Raw genomic sequence first — 20,724 nt, forward strand, 5'->3', positions numbered from 1 at the left:
GTATGGCCGACGAATCCTCGTTTTCGACATCGACAGCGGACCTCGAGCCCGAGTTCGACCACGACGTCGACACAGCACTAGTAACGGGAGCGACCGGCGACGTCGGATCTTGGGTCGTCGACCGACTCGCCGACCGCGGCACGCACGTCGTCGGCATCGATCGCGAGCAACCTGAGGGCGTCCGCGCCAACGCCGACTTTCGGGCCGTGGACCTGACCGAGCAGGCGCCGACCTGGGAGACGATCTGCGAGGTCGAACCCGACGCAGTCGTCCACCTGGCCGCGATTTCGGACCCGCTGGACAACCCCGCGACGCGGGTCTTCGAGAACAACGTGACGAGCACGTACAACGTCCTGCAGGCGGCCGGCCGCGAGGGCGTCGATGTCGTCTGGAGTTCCTCGCAGGCGACCTACGGCGCGCTGTTCGCCGGCAGAGGGTGGCGACCCGACGCCCTGCCGATCGACGAGACTCACGAGCAGCGGCCGGCGGACTCCTACGGGCTGTCGAAACGCTGCGGCGAGGAGATCGCTCGAGCGACGGCCCGCGGGTACGATATCTCGGTCACGACGATCCGACCGGCGACGATCTTCACGCCCGAGAAGGTCCGGGCGCGGCCGGCGGAGGACGACTCCGACCTGACGACGGCCGAATCGAGCGGCGATTTCGGCTCCTACGTCGACGTTCGGGACGTGGCTCGGATGGTCGAGGCGGCGCTGGCGGCCGACTCCGACGGCCACGAGGCCTTCCACTGCGTCGCGGACGAGAACTATCTGGGTCGGCCGACCGCCGAACTGGTCGAGGCGATCTGCGGCGATCTGCCGGCCGACTGCACCCTCGAGGGGAAGGAGGCGGCGCTCTCGAACGCGAAGGCGGCTGCGATGCTCGGCTGGGAGCCGACGCATTCGTGGCCGGACTCCGGCGCTGACGCCGGAGGTGACTCGTCGGGGACTGACGGTCCAACCTGGCGCTAACGCTTCGGCAGTGACCGCGTCGCGATCGGACTCGAGTCGCGGATCACATACTGTTAGTGCGTGCGAGCGCTACGACCCGCTGTACTGTGATCGTCGTCATCTGCGGGCCGCCGGGCGCGGGCAAAACGACTCTCACGAACCGCGTCCGGAAGCGGCTCGAGGCCCGCGACGTCCCCGTTCCCGTCCCCGTCGCCGTCGAGACCCTCCACTCCGACGACTTCTCGAGCCGAACCTACGAACGGCTGTACGAACGGGCCCGCGACGCGGCCGCCGACGTCACCCTCGTCGACGGCACCTTTTACCGCCGCGAGTGGCAGACGCAGTTTCGCACGCTCCCCGACGTGCGGTTCGTCCACGTCACTGCGAGCCTCGAGACCTGCCTCGAGCGCAACCGAACCCGAGCGGATCCGATCGAGGAGCAGGGCGTCCACGTTGTCCACCGCGAGTTCGACGAGCCGGACGCCGAGGTGACGATCGACACCGACCGGCAGTCGATCCCCGAAGCTACCGGTCGGATTCTGACCGCGCTCGAGGGGTGGGGTTGGATCGACGGCGAACCGGACCCGGACCTCTCGGGGTAGGAGACGGACGGATCTTATCGACGGAACTCGAGCAGCGTCCCTTCGTCGGGACGCTCGGCGACGAGGCCGTCGGGCATCGCGTCCCAGTCGAGTTCGTCGGTGCCGGGTTCGGCGTCGGTCTCGAACCCCGGCTCGTCGGCCGGCTCCCGATCGCGGTACTCCTCGGGCGGCGCGTCGTGGGCGTAGACGCTCTCGGGGTGGTCGACCGACCAGACGTGCAGCACGCAGGGGGTGCGACACGGGATCGAGAGGTCCCCGTCTTCGTACTCCTGGCCGTAGACTTGCTGGTAGTACCACCACGCGGCGCGGCCGGGGAGGCCGGCGTGGTAGTGCCAGGGTGAACAGCGGTCGGACTGGTGTTCGTGGCTGTCGTCGCCCGTCTCGGCGTCGCCCGTCTCGGCGTCGCCGGACGATTGTCCCCCGTCGGCGCTGTATTCGCCGCTATTTTGCTCCCGCCAGACGGCCTCGTCTCCCTCGTAAACCGGCGGCGGGGGCTCGATCGCCTCGCCGTTTTCGGTCGCGATGAACATCGCGCCGATCGAGCGCCAGGACTGGTTGTCGACGAGTACCGACTCCGGCCGCTCGGGATTCAAAACCGTCGCGTCGCCGAGGAACTCCGGATTGATCCAGTGGGACCAGCTATCGTCGCCGTGCTCGAGCGTGTCGAAGTAGGGCTTGTACCCTGCGTCGATGAGCGTTCCCGCGGTCGGATACCGGGTCTCGAGCGACTCGCGAACAGCCTCCTGAAGCTCGATTGTCGCCGGGTGGTCGTCGGCACAGCCCTCCATCGTCGCGCCCTCGCAGTGACCCGTGCTCGGCTCGGGGGTGGCGTCCGGACAGGGGTCGTCGATCGGGAGGTCGTCGAGCAGGCCGCCGTCGCCGCTGCCGTCGGCGTCGGTCGCTCCCGCGTTCCCGGCTCCGACCACCGGCAGCGCGAGCGCACCGCTCGAGGCTTTCAGCAGGGTGCGTCGGGTGGGTACCGGCCCGTCCGATTCGTCCGCGTCCGCCGACCCGTCGGTCGCGTCTGTCATAGCAGCGTGTCGCACACCTCCGACCGCCGTAAAACCGTGTTGCCGGTCGGAGCGACAGTACGGTCAGTTGATCGAAGGCGCGGAGAGCTGAACTCGCAGCTACTCGAGTCGCGCACCCGTCCCCGACCGCTCGAGCCCCGCGAGATCGATTCGGCCGTCGGGCATCGGAACGCCGTCGTAGGGATCCTCGGCGAGCAACAGCGCGCCGTCGAGGTCGGCGTAGTCCAGCAGCGGCGCGAGGTGACAGGCCGCCGCAATCGAGGCGTCGGACTCGGTCATACAGCCGAGCATGACCTCGAGACCGTGCGCGCGTGCGGTGCTGATCATCCGCCGGGCCTCCCGCAGCCCCCCGCACTTCATCAGCTTCAGGTTCGCGATGTCGCACCGATCAGCGATCCGCGGCACGTCCTCGAGCGTAACGCAGGACTCGTCGGCGGCGATCGGCAGCGGCGAGCGCTCGTAGACGAACCGCAGCCCCTCGGGGTTCTCCGCGGGGACGGGCTGTTCGACGAACTCGAGGTCGTACTCGGCGAGCCGCTCGATCCGCGCGACCGCCTCGCGGGGCGTCCAGGCCTCGTTGGCGTCGACGAACAGGTCGACCTCGGGCGCGACATCCCGGATCGTCTCGACGATCTCGATATCGCGGTCCGTCCCCAGTTTGACCTTGAGCCGACCGTAGCCGCGCTCGAGCGCCGTCTCGGTCTTCTCGCGCATCGTCTCGAGGTCGTCGAGGCCGATCGTGTAGGAGGTCTCGAGCGTCTCGGCGGGATCGAGGCCCCAGTAGCGGTAGAGCGGCACCTCGAGTCGCTTCGCCACGAGGTCGTGGCAGGCGATGCTCACGGCGGTCCGGGCAGCCGGGTTGCGTTCGACCGTCTCGCGCATGCGGCGTTCGATCCGCTCGAGCTGGTGGGTATCGCCGACGTCTTCGACGACCGCGAGCAGGTCGGGAAGCACCGCCTCGACGGTCGCCGCGGTCTCGCCGTAGTGGGCGGAGGGGCCGGCGGCGCCGATGCCCACGTTCCCGTCCCCGTCTTCGACGTGCACCGTTACGACTTCGGTTTCGGATCGCGTGCCGCGGGAGATGCCGAACGGGTACTCGAGGGGGAGCGCGTGTCGTTCGAAGCGCGTCTCGAGGTCGGTGTCGGCCATCGCGAATCAGTCCTCCAGCAGCGCCTCGAGCACCGCGTCGGTGTCGAAGCGGATGACGTCCGTCGCCGGCGCGTCGAGTTCGTCGGCGTATTCGGCGACCGCGTCTTCGGCCGCGTCGTCCTCGAGGTCCGAGGTGTTGATCGCGCCGGCGGCGATCTCGGCGTCGCTGACGGGCGCGGAGAGGCGCTCGTAGAGGTCGACGTAGGTCGAGATCGGCGGCAGCTCGAACGACTCGTAGCCGTGGATGGTCTCCTGGCCGGCGTTGTGACACAGCACCAGTTTGTCGGGCATCGCGCCGTGGAGGATGCCGCAGGTGACCGCCGAGTAGGCGGGGTGGACGATGCTGCCCTGGCCCTCGACGAACAGGTAGTCGTGTTCGTTCCCTTTCTCGAGGATCATCTCCTCGACGGCGCCCGCGGTGAAGTCGCTGACGACGCGGTCGATCGGGTTCCCCCAGCCCTCGATCATGATGCCGGTCTGGCCGGTGGGGATCACGGCGGCGTCGTACCCCGCGTCGCGGGCGTTGCGGGCCAGTTCCATCGTCGTCGTCATCTTCCCGGTCGAGCAGTCGGTGCCGACGGTGAGGATCACGTCGGCGTCGACCTCGCCGGCGACGCCCTCGCTGACCGTCAGGTCTTCGGGGGGTTTCCGGACGTCCCGGAGTTCGCAGCCGTGTTCCTCGGCCAGGCGGGCGAACTCCTCGTCCTCGGCGAGGAAGTAGTGCAGCCCCGAGACGATGTCGCAGCCGCGCTCGAGGGCCGTCTCCACGTCCTCGCGCCAACTCTCGTCGAATTCGCCGCCGATCGGGGAGATACCGATCAGCAGGGTGTCGATCTCGTCGGCCTCGAGGTCGTCGGTGCCCTCGACGATGGGCGCGTCCTGTACGTCGGGGACGAAGTCGGCGACGCGCTCGCCGGCGTTGTCGCGGTCTAACACGGCGGCGACGTCGTAGTCGCCGTACCGGAGGACGCCGAGTGCGGTCTTTGCCCGGTGGGGAAACTTCTCGTGGGAGAGAATCGCGATTGCCATATCGACGAGATAGACGAGCCGGCACTTAAAGCGACTCAATGGTGCCGGGACGTGACGGCCGACGGAGGACTTTTCGACCGCTCACATCACAGCACGTGCAACTCCGTCGTCCAGAACGAGTGGTGAGCGTCCTCGAGCGCCGGCTTCGGGTCGCCGGTCGCGTCGACCGCGGCGGTCGCGTCGGGCTCGAGTTCGGGACCGGATTCGTCGACCAGCGTGTCCACGACGCCGCGCTGGCCGACGAGGAAGAGTCGATCGACGGCCGCGCGGCCTGATTGCGCTTGCGCGCCGACGTACTCCTCGAGCGTCTCTCGACACTCGTCTAAGTGCTCGTCGATCTGCTCGTTGCGGAGTCGCTCGAAGCGGGCCTGCGAGAAGCCCCCCTTCGAGTGGCTGCCCTTCACGTCGCTCTCGAAGCCGCGGTAGTCGACCCGCTCGCCGTCCTCGTAGATCCCGAGCGCGAACAGGTCGGTCCGAACCACCGCGAGCGCGTAGCGCCCGGTCGGCAGGAACCACTCCCGCTCGAAGGCGAACCGGTCGTTCCAGCCGGGGTCGCGGTCGTCGGGGAGCACCGGCGGCTCGAGCGCCACCGAGACGAGGCCGGCGTCGTCGACGCAGCAGACGCAGGGGGCGGCGTCGGCGAGCAGGGTAGTTCGATCGCCCAGCAGGTCGGTGAGATCACCGTCGAGATCGTCCCGGTCGGCGTCTGCCGCTACAACGGTCGTCAGCGCGCCTTCGGCATCGCTGCGAAACGACTCGAGCCGGTCCAGCACGTCCTCGAGCCGCCGCCCGCGGAGGCGCTCGCGTCGACGGATCTCGACGCCGCCGGCGCCGTCGTCGTCGACCTGCTCGAGTTCCCCTTCGAGTTGGGCGATCCGGTCCTCGAGCCGGTTTACCTCCTCCTCGGCTTCCTGTCTGGCTCGTGCGGCCTCGGCTCGGCGTTCGGACTCGGCTTCGTAGCGTTCGCGCAGTCGGTCGGTCTCGTCCTCGAGTTCGTCGATGCGCTCCTTGAGTTCGGCGCGGCCGAGCAGCACGTCGAGGTCGAACATCCGACCGAAAGCGTGAGGCGAGCGTACTTCTAGGTCCCGGTTCCGCGTCTAGTTCCGAATTCGGTCGGGTACCCAAGTGCCGGCGTTCGGGCGCTCAGGTACCGGCGTTCGGATAATCGTCAGTATCCGGTACCGCCGCCGTTCCCGGCTCCCAGCCGCCGGCGTACTCGAGCAGTTGTCGCGCCCGCTCGCGCCGCGCGAGGAACACCTCCTGCAGAGCGGGCGGGTTCCGGATCTCGGTGCCCTCGAGCAGCGATTCGGGCAGCGCGAGCGTGTTCGCCGGCACGCCCTCGTCCCCGTGGACCGGGAAGTGCTGGGACTCGAGTTTCATCACCAGCGGCGAATCCAGCGGCTCGAGGCCCTCGCCGCTCGCGTAGACTTCCTCGTTGATCCGCTCGTGTTGCTCACGCTGCATGAGTGCCCGATCTCGATCGGTCGGGGTCACGTAGAGGCGACCGAGGTAGTAGCTCCGTGAGAACACTTCGAACATGCTAACTATACACATGGTACGGCGAGATATAACTATTTGCGAACAGATTTAAACCGTATCGCTATCAACGGTCTTTCCCGACACCTGATCCGTCTCCTCGCCGATCGAACGGGCGATTTCTTCGGGTGAGACCGACCGAAAACCGACCGTTACTTGCACCGTGTCGGCCGCCGAATCGGTTCGTCTTTCGGTGCGATCGGTTGCAATTATGAAGTACCGCAAATGCCAATCGAGGGCGTCTGCGAGGCGATTAAACGCTCCAGACGTTTCTCGTTTCGTCGCTGTCGCTCGTAAACGGTCCGAACGAAGCTCCGACTTTTTAGTGGATTCGGCGCAAGGATCGGTCGATGACCTCCACTCGGGTAGTCGGTCTTCTCGCCGTTGCCGTCGTCATCGGTCTCGCGGTTGCGCCGGCCGCCAGCGGCGCGCTCGCGAACGTCGCCGACGGTGACGCCGATTCGACAGGGGGTGGCGAACCGAACGCGACCGTCTCCACGTTCATGCAATCGACCGCCGCGGACGCCGAGCATTCGGTCGAGTCCGGCATGTTCGAAGCCGCGTACGAGAACGCAGCCGCCGAGCAACGTGACGAGATCGTCACCGACCGCGTCGACGACCTCGAGGCGCGACTCGCGACTCTCGAGACCGAACGCGAGCAGCTCCGGTCCGAGGATAACCGTACCGGCGCGTATCAGGCACGGATGACCAGACTCGCGGTCGAGATTTCGGCGCTCGAGCGCTCGATCGAGCAAACCGAACCGCGGGCTGCCGAGGCCGGCGTCGACAACAAGCGCCTCGAGACGCTCCGGTCGAACGCGTCCGCACTCGCTGACGACGACGTCGCGGCGACGGCGCAGGGAATCCCCGGACTGGAGCGCCAGCCCGGCGGGCCGCCGGCCGACCGCGGTCCGAATGCGACCACTCCGGGCGCAGGTAACGGTGGCCCGCCGGAACGGGCAGCGGGAAACCAGACACCACCTGGCCAGGCCGGCAACCAGACGCCGCCCGGTCAAGCTGGCAACCAGACGCCGCCCGGTCAAGCTGGCAACCAGACGCCGCCCGGTCAAGCTGGCAACCAGACGCCGCCCGGTCAAGCCGGCAATCAGACGCCCCCAGGACAGGCTGACAACCAGACGCCCGGGAATCAGGGGCCGCCGGATACCGCCGGCAATGGAGCAGCGCCCGGCGCCGACAAGGCACCTTCGAATAGCGGAAGCTCGGAAAACGGGCAGTCGAACAACGGCGACTCGAGTGACAACACGGGAAACGGCTCCGGCACTGACGCCTCGAACGGGAACGCTCCCGATCACGAGCGCGATCGGTCGAACACCGGCAACGGCACGGGAAATAGCGACAGTGACGGGACATCCGATACCTCCTCTCCGTCAGACAGGGGGAACGGAAACGAGAACCCGTCGGACGGTGACAACGGAACCGGTGGAAACAGCGGTAACAGCGATCAGAGCAGTAACAGCGGGAATAGCGGAAACGGCGGAAACAGTGAAAACAGCGGCAACGGCGGGAACAACGACAGTCAGAATCCCAACGACAACCCCGGGAACCAGTAGCACTGTTCGTTGCACGCACCCCACCGATATCGCCCGTCGCGGGCGAACGGCTTGAAGTCCTCCCCCGGAACGAGCAGACACCCTTTTCAGCGCCGACATCATACGCTCGGGCGATGGACTCCGCCGCGCTGTTGGATTTACTGGGGAACGAAAACCGGCGGCGAATTCTCCGGTTACTCGCCCGCAAACCCTGCTACGTAACCGAGATCTCCGAGTATCTCGGAGTGAGTCCGAAAGCGGTCATCGAACACCTGCGCAAGCTCGAGGACGCGGGCTTGATCGAGAGCCACGTCGACGAGCAGCGCCGCAAGTACTTCCACATCGCCCGGAACGTCCGGCTCGAGGTGAACGTCTCACCGTACGGGTTCGCGAGCAAGAGCGCCTATCCCGCGAACAGCAGCTTCGATATCACGACCTGTCGGCACCTCACGCTGGACGTTTCCTGGAGCGACACCGACGACTTAGACGAGTTGCTGCACGCGCTCGAGGACCTCGAGCAACTGGAGAACGAACTCTCGCTGGCCCAGCGGTGGGTGCAGGGCCGGCTGTGCGACGTGCTCGATCGGATCTCCGAGAACGTCGGCACCGGTCCCGAGAGCCGAATCTACGCGGATCTACTGGCGAGCATCCGATCGGAACCCAAATCGGTCGGCGACCTGAGCGAGGAGATCGACGCGCCGCGCGAGGTCGTCGCGGAACTCCTCGAGTCGATGGCCGACGAGGGGATCGTCCGGCGGACCGAACGCGGCTGGGAGTTGACGACCGAGGCGGAGACGGAACCGAACGGGTGACGTCTCGGCTCGAGTTGTGAGGTCGCTCTCACGCCGACTTCGGGTCGGACCGACGGTCGTTCAGTCGATATCGCGCGCGAGCCCGTTGCGCAGATCGCGGCCGAAGTAGTACCCGACGAGCGTGGCGACCAGCCCGACCGTCGCACCGACGGCGAGGACGGCCTGAGCCGACCCCGCGACCGCGAAGAACGCGTGGGTGACCAGCGACGAGACCGCGCCGACCGAGATCCCGGCGGCGGTCAGCTCGAGGTAGCGCCGTTTCGACGCCAGCAGGCCGACGAGGAAGGCCGTCGCGAACATGCCGATCATTCGGCCGGCGACGGGGAGCACCGTCCAGCCGACCAGCAGTCCGGCACCGACGACCAGAAGCATCGCCAGAAACTCCTTCGGCGAGAAGTACTGACTCGGCGAGAGGGAGGGTGTGAGCCGTTCGCGGAGCGACGATTGCCGACTGGCAGTTGCATCTGACGACCCGCCGAACGGCACCCACGACGGCAGTCTCGATTTCGCGTCCGCGTCTGCGTTCGGGGCTGCTCCCGCACCCGTCTCCGCAGTTGCGCTCGCGCCCGCCGACTCGCTCGCGAGCGGATCGGTTCCGAGTCCGCCGTCCAGCGGATCCTCGAGTGATCCGGGCTCCGATCCAGAACCGGACGAGGCGGAGGCCGAGGAGCTACCGGCGTCCGCGCTCGAGTCGGTTCCGGACCCGGCCTCGCCGCCGGTCTCCTCGAGCAGTCGCTCCGTCTCCTCGAGGACGTCTGCGGGCGAGCGGGCGTCCTCGTCCCGCCGACTTTCGGTGACCTCGTCCGAACGGTCGCTCATATGACATCCCACGGTCGCCGAGGTCATGGACCTTTCCCCGCGTATCCGATCGGGGAATCGGCCCGACGTCGGCAATCACAACGGCGCAGTTCGACGGTAGCGGACCCAGCGGACGTGATGACACTTTATCACGAATGCGCTGGTAGCGAGACAGGTGAACGTCGAACTGATCGCGATGGGCATTCTCGCGATCGCGCTCGGGGTGGGATTGCTCTCGCTCGCGCGCCGGTTCTATCCGCGACTCGAGTTCGGGGCGGACACGATGGAGACGATCCGGCTGCTGACGGCCTTGATCGTCGGGATCCTCGTCCTGACCGGGCTCGGGCTGATCGCGGTCGGGATCGTCACGCCGCTGACGGCGGCGCACGCGTCCGGCTCGCTCTCGCCGCGCTGATCGGCCGGCGGCCCCGGCCGCGACGGGAATAGAACGGAAAGCGTGCCTTCAAGTCCGACGGCGCGCAACACTGGCGCATGAATCCAGGCGATCGCGTTCGGGTCGACCGCGAAGATCGCACGTACGAAGGCGTCGTGCTCCCCTCGAGCACGGACGACCACCTCGTAGTGAAACTCGAGGGCGGCTACAACGTCGGGGTCGACCGCGACGAGGCCGCAGTCGAGGTGCTCGCGGAGGGCGCCTACGAGATCGACGGCACCGACTCCGTTGGGAGCGAGGACGACGAGGACGGAGAGGCCTCCGAGATCGAGTTCGACGAGGACCTGCCGACGATCTCGCTGATCTCGACCGGCGGGACCATCGCCTCGACGGTCGACTACCGAACCGGCGCCGTCACGGCGCAGTTCGACGCCGAGGACGTCCTGCGGGCCGTCCCCGATCTGGCGGGCCGCGCGAACTACCGCGGCCGCGTCGTCGCCAACATCCTCTCGGAGAACATGGAGCCGCCGATCTGGCGGGAACTCGCCGAGGCGGTCCGCGAGGAGATCGAGGCCGGCGCCGACGGCGTCGTCGTCATGCACGGGACCGACACGATGCAGTACTCCGCCGCCGCGCTCGCGTTCATGCTCGAGACGCCGGTCCCGATCGTCTTCACGGGCAGCCAGCGCTCGGCGGACCGTCCCTCCTCCGATAACGTGATGAACGCCGTCTCGGCCGTCGAAGCAGCCAAGAGCGACTGCGCCGAGGTGCTGGTCTGCATGCACGGCTCCGAGAGCGACGACGTCTGCGCGCTCCACCGCGGCACCCGCGTCCGGAAGAACCACACCTCCCGGCGCGACGCCTTCGAGACGATCGGCGCGGAGTCGCTGGGAACCGTCGACTACGAAACTGAGACCGTCGAATTCCGCCGCGACTATCAGCAGCGCGGCGACACCGACCTCGCAATCGAGCCCGAACTCGAGGACGACGTCGAACTTCTGAAGTTCACGCCCGGCATGGATCCCCAGTTCCTCGACGTCGTCGAGGGGTCGGAAGGCCTGATCATCGAGGGGACCGGCCTCGGACACGTCCACACGGACCTCATCCCCCGCATCGAGGAACTGATCGAGGACGGGACGACCGTCGTCATGACGAGTCAGTGCCTCGAGGGTCGGGTCTGCGACCGCGTCTACGATACGGGCCGCGACCTGCTGGACGCCGGCGTCATCGAGGCCGGCGACACCCTGCCCGGCACCGCGAAGGTCAAGCTGATGTGGGCGCTCGAGAACAGCGCGGACGTCGAGGAGGCGATGAGCACCTCGCTGGCCGGCGAACTGCAGGAGCGCTCCGTCCCCTGGGAATAGGACGGACACGGCTGCGTTTGGTGTCTTCGATGCCGTTTCGATACTCGAGACTCGATTCTGCGGCCCAACGGACCCAAACCGACCGACTGCGAAGCGACGGATCTACACCGAAACGAGCGAACGACTCAGTATGAACATCCGACGCGCGACACACGACGATTACGAGGCCGTCGCCGACTTCACGAGCGACATCTGGACGGACCGCGGCGGCGACTACATCCCGCGGATCTACCACGACTGGCTCGAGGACGAACCCGGCCAGGGCAAGAAGACCTTCCTCGCCGAAATCGACGGCGAGGCCGCCGGCATCGTGCAGGCGGTGATGCTCTCCGAGGACGAGGCCTGGTTCCAGGGGATGCGCGTCGCCGCCGAGCACCGCCGCAAGGGCGTGAGCACTCGGCTCAACGAGGCGTGTTTCGAGTGGGCCCGCGAGCACGGTGCGACCGTCGCGCGGGTGATGATCTTCTCGTGGAACGCGGCTTCCTTCGGCGCGACGCGAGCCAACGGCTACGAGCCGCTCGCCGAGTTCCGGTTCGCACAGCCCGACCCCGCAACCGACGCGGACCTCGATGCGGAGCTGGACGGATATCGCGTCTCGAGCGATCCGACGGCCGCGTGGCGCTACTGGACCCACAGCGACGCCCGCGAGCACCTCGACGGGCTCGGCCTCGCCCCCGAAGAGTCGTGGGCCGTCCGCGAACTGACGCGCGAGGATTTCGACCGGCTCGCGGACGAGAGCGCCGTCTTCGCGGTCGAAAGCGAGGACGGGCTCGCAGGTGCCGCCTACCGGTCGCGGACCTACGAGCGCACGGTCGACGACGCGGAGGGCGACTCGAGCGAAGACGAACCGACCACCGAAACGTGGGCCGAGTACGGCGTCGGCGCGTGGAACAGCGTCGACGCCGCGCGGGCGCTGTTCGCGGCCATCGCTCGAGACGCGGCCGACTGCGGCGCGGACAAGACGCGCGTGCTGATCCCGGAAACGCCGCGGTACGTCACCGATGCGCCCTACGCCGGCGTCGGCATCTCCGAAGAGCCGGACTTCGTGCTCGGCATCGATCTCACGACCTGATAAACGACGATCGGTCCGTTACCCGCCGCTGACCGGCGGGAACAGCGCCAGTTCGTCGCCCTCTTCGAGTTCCGTCTCGAGGCCCTCCTCCTCGCGGACGTTCGTGCCGTTGCGCAGGACGTTGATCTGTGATCGGAGGTCGTCGCCCTCCTCGTCGAGCACGCGACCCTCGAGTTCGGCGTGCTCCGCAAGGAGGGCGTCGAGGGCGTCCCCGACGGTATCGCCGGCGGCCGCGTCGACGGTTACGTGTTTGTCGCCCGTCCGTTCGGCGAGGTCGGCGAAGAGTTTCCACTCGATAGGCATACGTGGCGGTATCGGTGCCGGCGGCAAGTAGCTACCGCTCCGCGGGACGGGAGCGGTCAGTCCGATCGGGTCGGATCTCGGGTCGGCTCGGCCGTCCGATCCCGCTCTCGCTCTCGCTCTCGAGAGCGACCCTGCTCGTCGCGGCCGTCATCGCCGTCGCCGTCGCCACCGTCGGTCCGCTCGGTCTCCGCGATGCGCCGCAGCGCGTCCGGTCGACCCAGGACGTAGGCGGTGTCGCCGGCCTCGAGTCGAACGTCCGCAGCCGGCAACGCGACCGGGTCGCCGTCGCCGGCCCGCTCGAGGGCGACAACCAGTACCGGCAGCGAGCCGACCGCCTCGCCGGCGAGCCCGCTGTCGGCGTCGATGGGGAGCGTCGTCACGGTGTCGTTGGCCGTCCGGAGCAGGGAGACGAGTTCCCGCTCCGTCCCGGGGGTGTCCGGCCGGGTGACGAGCCGATAGTCGGCGCCGGGCTCGAGCGCGGCGGCGTCGTCGGCGTCGACGGCGACGGTCGCCACGTCGCCGGCGGTCGCGCGGAGTTCGCCCTCGGCGAGCCGCCGCATCGGGCCGCTGGTGCCGTTGTTCTCGTCGCCGCTGTCGCCCTTTCCGTCCCCGCCGTCGCGCCCCCAGATGCGGACGGTATCACCCGGACTGGCGTCCGGTGCGGGATCGCCGCTGACGGCGACGGCGACGGTCCCCGGCGCGAGCGTCGGCCCGATCCCCGCCGGCCGGCTGCCGACCGCGAGGTACTCGACCGTCTTTTTCGAGGTGAGTTCGACCTCGACGTAGCCGATCCCGTGATCGCGCTCGAGGCGGTCGATCAGCCGCTCCCGCAACTGGTCGGCGGGGAGCCGTCGCGGGAAGAGGAACGTTTCGCCCGCTAATTCCGCCTTCGTCGCCTCGTCGACGGGGTCGTAGCCGTCGACGTCCTCGATCTCCTCGGGGAGTTCGACGCTGACGACCCGGCCCGCCGACCGGAGCAGTTGGCCGACGTCGTTGATCGTCCGCGGCGCGGTGACCAGGAACATCTCTCGAGCGAGGTAGTCGCCCGTCCGGCGGCCGGCGTCGGCGGCGATCCCGCTGGCGACGAGCGCGGCGATCGTGATGACGGCGGCTTCGGGCTCGAGCATCTCCGACTGCCCGAGCACCGCGTCCCGCAGCGCGGCCTGCGTGTTCATCAGGAGCGCGACGGGCGAGATGCCGAGCAGTATCGCGACGCCGTCGGGGATCTCGTCGTCGCTGTACCAGCGGAACGCGATAGCCGCGATCGCCCCCGTTCCGGCCGCGAGCAGGCTGAACCCGATGATGCCGATTACCGCGTCGAGCAGCGTCTCGGACGAGATCGATTGCAGGTCCTCTATTCCAATGGCGGAGAGGTCGATCATCGGTGTCGGGCCGATCATCGTGCGATCCCTCCGGCCCCGCTTTCGAGCACCGCGTCGACGAGCCCCTCGGGACCGACGACGAACGCCTCGTCGCCGACCTCGAGGCGGCGCTCGAGGCCGGGCGCGAACACCCAGCCGCGGCGCCGGCCGTCGGTGTCGCTCTCCCGCCGGCGAGCTGCGAGGATCTGCACTTCGGGATTCTCGTGGATTTCCTCGGCGACCGCCGGCGTATCGACGGTGAGTCGCTGGATCGCGTAGCCGGCCCGTTTGACCAGCGCGAAGGCCTCGAACTCGTGGCTCGTACCGCGCGAGCGGACGATCAGCCGGGCGTCGTCGACCTCGAGCAGGGGCTTCACGTCCCGGCGCGGGACGGCAACGGTGACCCGGCCCGGTCCGCCGGCGGTCGACCGGTTCGGCGTGGACGGTTCGGGTTCGGGCCGCTCACCGCCGTCCGGAACAGCCGTCTCCTCCGTCTCCGCGTCGGCCGCCGCCGCGGCGTCCGCGGCCCGCTCGAGGTCGATCTCGCTGCGGGCGCTGAGCACGGTCCCGGTCGTCGAGCGATCGCCCGCGCGGATCGTCACCTCGTCGCCGCGCGCCAGTCCCGTCGGCACCAGCGTCGTCAGCGAGATGGCGCGCTGGCCCGCCGGCACGCGCCGCGAGAGGCCGCCGGAGGGCGGCGCCGCCGCGATCGTCGCCCGCGCCTGTTCGTCGAGGCTCACGTCGACGTCCGCGAGTTCGTGCTCCGTTCGGAGCCGCTCCTCGAGGCGCGTCTCGAGTTCCGACAGCGGGAGGTCGGCGGGGAGCTTCCAGGAGCCGCCCTTGATCGTCGCCCGGAGGTCGGGCGACAGCGGCGGATAGCCCTCCATGTCGTGGATCTCGCCCGTCGGCCGAACCGTGACCTGGCCGACGGTGCCGACGAGTTCGACGACGTCGGCCGACAGCGTCCGCTGGCGGAGCGACGTAAACGAGAGGCGGTGGGGCAGATTCATGCCGAGCGTATCGCCCTGGCTGTGAGCGTACAGCGAGAGCATGAGGACGACGAGGACGGCGACCAGCAGGCGGGGCGACTGGGCGATCGTGGGTTCGACCAGGCCCATGAGTCCGCCCTGCACGCTGGCGATCGACAGCGAGAGCACGACCACACCGAACCCGGGCAGGGTCACGCCCGTGAAATAGCGGACGAGAAAGCCGAGCGAACCGGCGACGAGCGCGGGAACGATGCCGGTCAGGAGACCGAGATAGATACCGAGTAAGACTTCGACCGGAAGCGCCATTGTGGGCAACTGTACCGGATCGGTTAAACCAGTACCGACGTCGCCTCGGCCCGGCGCCGCTCGGGATGTCTCCGCTCGAGGCGGCGAACGGAGACGTTTAACTGACCCCGACGCAGACGGGTGGGTATGGTCGACGACGGGTCGGGACGCTCGCGGTTGCCCGAGGACTGGCAGCGGCTCCTCTCGATTCGCGTGACGATCGTTCTCGCGTTGACCGTCGCCGTGCTCTCGGTCGCGACGGCGCTCGTCAACATCCAGACGAACGTCGTCGGCGGACCGCTGGCCGAGTACGTTCCCGAGGCGATTCAAAGCGCCGCCGCCTTCACCGGCGCGCTGACCGGGTTCCTGATGCTCGGGAGCGCGCTCACGCTCCGGCGGGGCCTCCGCGCGGGCTGGTGGGCCACCCTGCTGTTGCTCCCGTTGACCGCAGCGCAGGGCCTGCTCCAGTCGAGCCAGTATTCGATGCCGCTGGTCGTGCTCTCGCTGGTGACCGTCCCCGTCTTGCTGCTCAGCCGCAAGCGGTTCACCAACTCGCTCTCGCTGACGACGACCCAGATCGCCGCCGGCTTCGCCCTGCTGGGCGTCCAGGCCTACGGTACCATCGGCGCCTACGCGCTCCGCGAGGACTTCGAGGGAATCAGCAACATCCTCGACGCCTTCTACTTCACGCTGATCACCTCGAGCACGGTCGGCTACGGCGACATCACGCCCGATCAGGGCTCGACCGAAGCGATGCTGTTTACGATGTCCGTGCTCGTGCTCGGCGTGGCCAGCTTCGGTATCGCTATCGGGGCGCTGGTCGGCCCGGCGATCCAGACCCGCATCACGAAGACACTCGGACGCATGAGCGACTCACAACTCGAGCTGCTCGAGGATCACCTCCTCGTGCTCGGCTACGGCGAACTGACGGAACCGATCGTCGACGAACTCGCGGCCAACGACCGGGAGTTCGTCGTCGTCACCACCGACGCCGCGGCGGACGAACTCGCGGACCGCGACGTGCCGGTCGTCACCGGCGACCCCAGCGACGAGGCCCCGCTGGAACGGGCGAAGATCGAGCGGGCGGCGGGCATCCTCGTCGCCACGAACGAGGACGCCCGGGACGCGCTGGCGATCCTCACCGCGCGGCAACTCGCGCCGAAGACCCGCATCGTCGCCGCCGCAACGGACCGCGAGAACACGAAGAAACTCGAGCACGCCGGTGCCGACGCGGTGATCAGTCCGTCGCTGCTGGGCGGGCACCTGCTGGTTCGCTCGGCGCTGGGCGGCGACGACTCGGAGCTGATCGACCGCATTCTCGAGAACGAGTAGCGGCGGCCGCCCGTTCCCGCTAGCGCCGGCGACCCCGGTGGACGATCGCCACGTCCGCCTCGAGGTCGCTCACCTTCTCGAACGTCGGCGGCGAGACGAACCGCGAGGCGGCCGACCGGTCGGTGCTCGAGCCGAGGAAGACCACGTCGTACTGCGAATCGACCCGCGAGAGGTACCGCGCGACGGGTTCGGTGACGACGTGGGTGTCGAAGCGGCCGTCGAAGGCGTCGACGAGGTTCGCCAGCGTGTTCTCGGCTCGTCGGCGCCTGGATTCGCGTTTGATGCAGGTACAGACGCCGACGGGTTGGGTGCGGCCGGCCAGTCGCAGCGCGAAGTCGACCATCGCGCGGGCGGTGTCGCCGGCCCCGCGAACCGGTACCAGCACCTGCCGCCACCGCTCGCGGCCGTCGCTCGCGCGGAAGGCGATGACGTCGATCTCGCTGTCGAATAGTCCCCGGATGAACGGCGAGAGGCCGCCCCTGTCGTCTTCGGCGTACGGCGTGACGATGAGGTCGCAGTTTTGCTCCCTGGCGGTCTGGAGGACGAGCCGCGCCGACGGCTCGCGCCGGTCGTCGCCGGCGACGATGACCTCGCAGGGGACGTCGTACCGCGACTCGAGTTCCTCGGCGAGCCGTTCGACGGCGTCGACGGTTTCGGTCGTTCGCTCGTCGCCGTCGGGTTCGGCCGGCGAGGACGAATCGTCGTCACCCTGGTAGACCGTCTCGAAGAGCACGACTTTCCCCGCCTCGTGCGCGCCGGCGAGTTCGGCGGCGAAGCGGGCCACCGTCTCGGGGTCGACGCCCGAGGCCGCACACCCCTCGCTCATCGGCACGAGCACGTGATCGTCGCCGCTGGTCGTCCGGTAGAGGTAGCGGGCGCGTTGCTCGTAGAACCGATCGCGCCAGACGACGAACGTCGCCGCGACGAACGCGCTCGAGACGACGAGCCCGAGCACGTAGGCCAGTCGGGCGTTCCCGGTTACGAGCACCAGCAGCGCGGTCGAGAACGCGGTCGGTTCCTCGAGGTCGAGCGCCCAGGTGCAAGCGCCGGTGAAGAAGATTCCCAGGGCCGCGCCGGCGGCGCTGACGGTGCCGCTGTGGAGTCCCAACTCGCCGACGACCGCGAGCGCGACCCAGCCACAGAGTGCGCCGACGGTCATACCGCCGACGAACGTCCACGGGTCCGAGTACCGTCCTTCGGGATCGGCGAAGAGGGTGTACGTTCCGGAAGCCAGCGGCGGGAACAAGAGGAAGGAAACGATCGCCGTCGCGTTCGAGAGCCACGTGACGGCCCCGATGAGCAGCGGCACGAAGACGAGCACCGAGAGGTGCAACAGGTTCCGCGTCCGTTCGAGCCACCGCAGGACAGCGTCGAGTTCGCGCCGCTCCAGGCGGCGCAGTCGTCTCGCGAGTGCAGCCAGTCGCGCTCGCAGCGTCTCGAGCATCACTGCCTGCCATTTCGCTCCGCGACGAAAACTGTTGGTTCTGCAGCGAGTACGGCGGCGCGATCGGCCGCGGTGCGATACATTCACCCGATTTCTCACAACAGGCATATACCGGTGTGGGCTGTTACCAGTACTATTGGTGTCCTCAGTGAGCAACGTCGTGATCCGCCACCGATTCGACTGGTCGAATACGTCACCGAGCAGCGCTATTATCGCCGCGATCGCCGCGATCGAGAACGTCAATCCGATGCATCTCGATCTCGTCCTCTACCGTCACATCGATCCCACCGCACTCGATACGCTCGTCGCGACCGACGAACGAATTGCAGTATCGTTCTCCCTCGACGACTACCTGATTTCGATCGAGGGAAGCGACCTCACCGTTCGGAATCGCTGAGATCGACGCGACGGACGTCTCGGACCCGCGACGGTGCCCGTCGGCGAGACGGTCCGGCCCGCCGGCGTTACCGTCCCGGATCGTCGACGGCGGCCAGTCCCGACGACACTAACCGTCGAAGCAGGACGACCATCCCGTTTCCGAGTCCGCCGGCGAATATCGCCTGTTCGGACGCGTCGTCGTCGCTCGAGCCGGGGTAGTAGGAGCTGATGAGGAGTCTGGTTTGATCGACGAGCAGGATTCTGCTGATCGCGATCTCGTTGACCGTCGCCCGTCCGTGGAGCCAGTTGAGGTTCGTTTCGAACACGCGCGTGCTCGGGAACTCCTCCTCCAGTCGCTCGGTGATCTCGGCCGTCTGTCCGCCGAGGAGAGTCGAGACGCCCCGATCGCTGGCGTCGGCGAGGGCGGAATAGAGGGTCTCGGACAGGATTCGCTCGTCGACGACGAGCAGCGCGACCTCGGATTCGGCGCTCTCGATGAGGTCGATTGTCCGCGATTCGATCGCTTCGTGGCCCGTGAGCGACCAGACCTCCTGTATTTCGTCGTCGTCCGCCGCCGTCTCCTGGCGTTCGATCCGCTCGAGGTGGGACTCGAGGGTATCGATCCGGCTGTTGTATTTCTGTCGGAGCGTTCGCACCGCCTCGTCGATGCCGACGGATCGGTACTGTTGGGGATTGGAATGTTGTACTTCGACCAATCCCTGCGACTCCAGAACGCGGACGGCGTCGTAGACTCGCGTCCGCGGAACCTCCGAAAGTTCGTGGATGTCTTTCGCTGTTCCGCTCGAGAGCTGCGTTAACGCCATAAAACAGCGCGCTTCGTACTCTTGCAAACCGAGTTCCTGGAGCAGACTAACGGCTTCTGCTGTAGTGTCGTCCTTTGTCATGGCCCAACCACGCGTCCGGATATCCGAACAGGCAGATTACGTAGTCACCGTGGAAAAGGATTCGTGTATGGCCTCTCTAACGCGACCGGCAAGTTAATTTACTTCAGTAGGAGCAGAAAACAAATATTCACTCAGATCATCACACAAACTACTTCAGTACATACCCGCTACGGAGAATTGGCGCGTTCGTTACTGCCCAACCACGCGAACGCGCTACCTGCCACCGTTCGGTGGCAGTTTCGAGAGCAGGATAGGCGTCGCTATCGATGGTTGGTATTTCTGTCGGACCGTCTCGTTGACTACTGCGCTCGAGGGATACTTTATACCATGCGAACGGGGAGTTCGTCGCGATGGTCGTCGAGCAGTTGGAGTATCGGCTCGATTTCGTCGAATCGAGGCCCTTTAGTGACAATTTGCTCGTCTCTCTCCCACTCGATTAACCCGTAGTCGGCCAGTTTCGGCAGGTGCACGTGGTGCTTGCTCGTCAGCACTGCCTCCGATTCCGACAGCGTCCACGGAACGTCGGGCAGTTCCGAGACGTCTTGCGGGTTGTGATCGATCAGTGCGAACAACAGTCGACGTCGATGGACGTCGGTCAGCGCGTCGAATAGTCGGTCCGCCGTTGTTTCCTCTCCCATGCGCCCGTATAACGCGGCGACGAGGTTAACGGTGCGACATTTTCACGCATCGAAGTTGTTTTGATTAACTGAGTGACCTTCAGCACTTCCGAGACGTTCGGCGACCGTCTTTCGGCGTCTCGACTACCGTTCCTCCGACCTCGAGGTGGGGGCTCCCTCGAGAATCTCGACGCCGCTCGAGGCGCCGATCCGCTCGGCGCCGGCCTCGAGCATGGCGACGGCCTCGTCGTAGCTGCCGACGCCGCCGCTGGCCTTGACGGGGAGGTACTCGCGCATGAGTTCGACGTCCTCGAGTTCGGCCCCGCCGTCGGCGAAGCCGGTCGACGTCTTGACCATCTTCGCGTCGGCCGCGACGGCGGCCTCGCAGGCCCGCCGTTTCTCCGCGTCGGAAAGCAGCGCCGTCTCGATTATGACCTTGACCGGGATCGGCACCGCGGCGACGATCTCGGCGAGTTCGGCGCGGACGACGTCGTCTTCGCCGGCTTTGAGCCGACCGACGTTGATGACGACGTCGAGTTCGTCCGCGCCGGCCTGCCAGGCGCGGACGCCCTCGCGGCGCTTGAGTTCGGGTTCGTTCTGGCCGTGCGGGAAGCCGACCACCGTCGCGAGCGTCACGTCGGGCGCGTAGTCGGCGGCCTCCTCGACGGCGTAGGGCGGAATGCAGGCGTTCATGCCGTACTCCGCGGCCTCGTCGAGCACCGTCCGGACGTCCGCGGTCGTCGTCTCCGGGCCGAGGACGGTGTGATCGATCAGCGGGGCGAGTTCGCTGCGGTCCATAGCGGACCGACTCGCTGGATCGTCA

22 protein-coding genes are annotated in these 20,724 nt (G+C 67.6%); 9 read left to right on the forward strand and 13 right to left on the reverse strand.

Annotation, left to right across the window (positions count from 1 at the left end; genetic code table 11):
- Window positions 1-2: 2 nt before the first annotated feature.
- Entirely contained in the window at window positions 3-971 is a 969-nt protein-coding gene (locus HALXA_RS04795; RefSeq protein WP_013879184.1) for an NAD-dependent epimerase/dehydratase family protein, read from the forward strand.
- 86 nt (window positions 972-1,057) lie between these two features.
- Window positions 1,058-1,552: an ATP-binding protein gene (locus HALXA_RS04800; protein ID WP_013879185.1), complete on the forward strand. Its 495-nt coding sequence runs from the start codon at window positions 1,058-1,060 to the stop codon at window positions 1,550-1,552.
- A gap of 14 nt (window positions 1,553-1,566) precedes the next feature.
- Here the strand turns inward: HALXA_RS04800 and HALXA_RS04805 are convergent, their stop codons facing one another.
- The 5 genes from HALXA_RS04805 to HALXA_RS04825 all read right to left on the reverse strand — a co-directional run bounded on the left by HALXA_RS04805 (window position 1,567) and on the right by HALXA_RS04825 (window position 6,300).
- Window positions 1,567-2,583, reverse strand: a complete 1,017-nt coding sequence (locus HALXA_RS04805) for a hypothetical protein (RefSeq protein WP_013879186.1) — start codon at window positions 2,581-2,583, stop codon at window positions 1,567-1,569.
- A gap of 99 nt (window positions 2,584-2,682) precedes the next feature.
- A complete protein-coding gene (locus tag HALXA_RS04810) occupies window positions 2,683-3,732 on the reverse strand; it encodes a dipeptide epimerase (RefSeq protein ID WP_013879187.1) in 1,050 nt (349 codons plus the stop codon).
- A 6-nt stretch (window positions 3,733-3,738) separates the two neighbouring features.
- The gene (locus tag HALXA_RS04815; protein ID WP_013879188.1) at window positions 3,739-4,761 is read right to left on the reverse strand and encodes a DUF1611 domain-containing protein; all 1,023 of its coding nucleotides are present in this window, start codon (window positions 4,759-4,761) and stop codon (window positions 3,739-3,741) included.
- Window positions 4,762-4,847: 86 nt separating this feature from the next.
- Window positions 4,848-5,810 (reverse strand): Vms1/Ankzf1 family peptidyl-tRNA hydrolase, encoded by a 963-nt coding sequence (locus HALXA_RS04820; RefSeq protein ID WP_013879189.1) that lies wholly within the window; start codon window positions 5,808-5,810, stop codon window positions 4,848-4,850.
- Between the two features lie 94 nt (window positions 5,811-5,904).
- A complete protein-coding gene (locus HALXA_RS04825) occupies window positions 5,905-6,300 on the reverse strand; it encodes a DUF5802 family protein (RefSeq protein ID WP_013879190.1) in 396 nt (131 codons plus the stop codon).
- A gap of 347 nt (window positions 6,301-6,647) precedes the next feature.
- Here HALXA_RS04825 and HALXA_RS04830 point away from each other — a divergent pair, with 347 nt between their 5' ends.
- The gene (locus HALXA_RS04830) at window positions 6,648-7,868 is read left to right on the forward strand and encodes a hypothetical protein (RefSeq protein ID WP_013879191.1); all 1,221 of its coding nucleotides are present in this window, start codon (window positions 6,648-6,650) and stop codon (window positions 7,866-7,868) included.
- 113 nt (window positions 7,869-7,981) lie between these two features.
- Window positions 7,982-8,659, forward strand: a complete 678-nt coding sequence (locus HALXA_RS04835; protein WP_013879192.1) for an ArsR family transcriptional regulator — start codon at window positions 7,982-7,984, stop codon at window positions 8,657-8,659.
- A gap of 60 nt (window positions 8,660-8,719) precedes the next feature.
- Here HALXA_RS04835 and HALXA_RS04840 read toward each other — a convergent pair whose 3' ends face one another.
- Window positions 8,720-9,478 (reverse strand): hypothetical protein, encoded by a 759-nt coding sequence (locus tag HALXA_RS04840; RefSeq protein ID WP_013879193.1) that lies wholly within the window; start codon window positions 9,476-9,478, stop codon window positions 8,720-8,722.
- A gap of 154 nt (window positions 9,479-9,632) precedes the next feature.
- Between HALXA_RS04840 and HALXA_RS04845 the strand changes: the two genes are divergently transcribed.
- The 3 genes from HALXA_RS04845 to HALXA_RS04855 all read left to right on the forward strand — a co-directional run bounded on the left by HALXA_RS04845 (window position 9,633) and on the right by HALXA_RS04855 (window position 12,287).
- Window positions 9,633-9,872, forward strand: a complete 240-nt coding sequence (locus tag HALXA_RS04845; protein WP_013879194.1) for a hypothetical protein — start codon at window positions 9,633-9,635, stop codon at window positions 9,870-9,872.
- 77 nt (window positions 9,873-9,949) lie between these two features.
- Window positions 9,950-11,215: a Glu-tRNA(Gln) amidotransferase subunit GatD gene (gene gatD / locus HALXA_RS04850; RefSeq protein WP_013879195.1), complete on the forward strand. Its 1,266-nt coding sequence runs from the start codon at window positions 9,950-9,952 to the stop codon at window positions 11,213-11,215.
- 130 nt (window positions 11,216-11,345) lie between these two features.
- On the forward strand, window positions 11,346-12,287 hold the full coding sequence (locus HALXA_RS04855) for a GNAT family N-acetyltransferase (RefSeq protein ID WP_013879196.1): 942 nt from the start codon (window positions 11,346-11,348) through the stop codon (window positions 12,285-12,287).
- An 18-nt stretch (window positions 12,288-12,305) separates the two neighbouring features.
- On the opposite strand, the gene HALXA_RS04860 is transcribed toward HALXA_RS04855, so the two are convergent.
- Genes HALXA_RS04860 through HALXA_RS04870 form a run of 3 tightly spaced genes read right to left on the reverse strand, consistent with a single transcriptional unit; the run spans window position 12,306 to window position 15,246 of the window.
- Window positions 12,306-12,590 carry a ubiquitin-like small modifier protein 1 gene (locus HALXA_RS04860; protein WP_013879197.1) on the reverse strand — a complete coding sequence of 95 codons (285 nt, stop codon included), beginning with the start codon at window positions 12,588-12,590 and terminating at the stop codon, window positions 12,306-12,308.
- A 56-nt stretch (window positions 12,591-12,646) separates the two neighbouring features.
- Entirely contained in the window at window positions 12,647-13,990 is a 1,344-nt protein-coding gene (locus tag HALXA_RS04865; protein ID WP_013879198.1) for a TrkA C-terminal domain-containing protein, read from the reverse strand.
- Window positions 13,987-15,246 (reverse strand): hypothetical protein, encoded by a 1,260-nt coding sequence (locus HALXA_RS04870; RefSeq protein WP_013879199.1) that lies wholly within the window; start codon window positions 15,244-15,246, stop codon window positions 13,987-13,989. The genes HALXA_RS04865 and HALXA_RS04870 overlap by 4 nt, the downstream gene beginning before the upstream one ends.
- A gap of 126 nt (window positions 15,247-15,372) precedes the next feature.
- Between HALXA_RS04870 and HALXA_RS04875 the strand changes: the two genes are divergently transcribed.
- Window positions 15,373-16,557, forward strand: coding sequence for an NAD-binding protein (locus HALXA_RS04875; protein WP_013879200.1), 1,185 nt, complete (start codon window positions 15,373-15,375; stop codon window positions 16,555-16,557).
- A 19-nt stretch (window positions 16,558-16,576) separates the two neighbouring features.
- Here the strand turns inward: HALXA_RS04875 and HALXA_RS04880 are convergent, their stop codons facing one another.
- Window positions 16,577-18,001 carry an HPP family protein gene (locus HALXA_RS04880; protein ID WP_013879201.1) on the reverse strand — a complete coding sequence of 475 codons (1,425 nt, stop codon included), beginning with the start codon at window positions 17,999-18,001 and terminating at the stop codon, window positions 16,577-16,579.
- A gap of 139 nt (window positions 18,002-18,140) precedes the next feature.
- Between HALXA_RS04880 and HALXA_RS04885 the strand changes: the two genes are divergently transcribed.
- Window positions 18,141-18,398: a HalOD1 output domain-containing protein gene (locus HALXA_RS04885; protein WP_013879202.1), complete on the forward strand. Its 258-nt coding sequence runs from the start codon at window positions 18,141-18,143 to the stop codon at window positions 18,396-18,398.
- Between the two features lie 67 nt (window positions 18,399-18,465).
- Here HALXA_RS04885 and HALXA_RS04890 read toward each other — a convergent pair whose 3' ends face one another.
- From HALXA_RS04890 to deoC, 3 genes are all read right to left on the reverse strand, one after another.
- Window positions 18,466-19,284 carry a TrmB family transcriptional regulator gene (locus HALXA_RS04890; protein ID WP_013879203.1) on the reverse strand — a complete coding sequence of 273 codons (819 nt, stop codon included), beginning with the start codon at window positions 19,282-19,284 and terminating at the stop codon, window positions 18,466-18,468.
- Window positions 19,285-19,604: 320 nt separating this feature from the next.
- Complete coding sequence (locus HALXA_RS04895; RefSeq protein WP_013879204.1) at window positions 19,605-19,922, reverse strand: DUF7344 domain-containing protein; 318 nt, start codon at window positions 19,920-19,922, stop codon at window positions 19,605-19,607.
- Between the two features lie 123 nt (window positions 19,923-20,045).
- The gene (gene deoC / locus HALXA_RS04900) at window positions 20,046-20,699 is read right to left on the reverse strand and encodes a deoxyribose-phosphate aldolase (RefSeq protein ID WP_013879205.1); all 654 of its coding nucleotides are present in this window, start codon (window positions 20,697-20,699) and stop codon (window positions 20,046-20,048) included.
- Window positions 20,700-20,724: the final 25 nt, after the last annotated feature.

The organism is Halopiger xanaduensis SH-6, assembly GCF_000217715.1.
GTDB lineage: Archaea > Halobacteriota > Halobacteria > Halobacteriales > Natrialbaceae > Halopiger > Halopiger xanaduensis.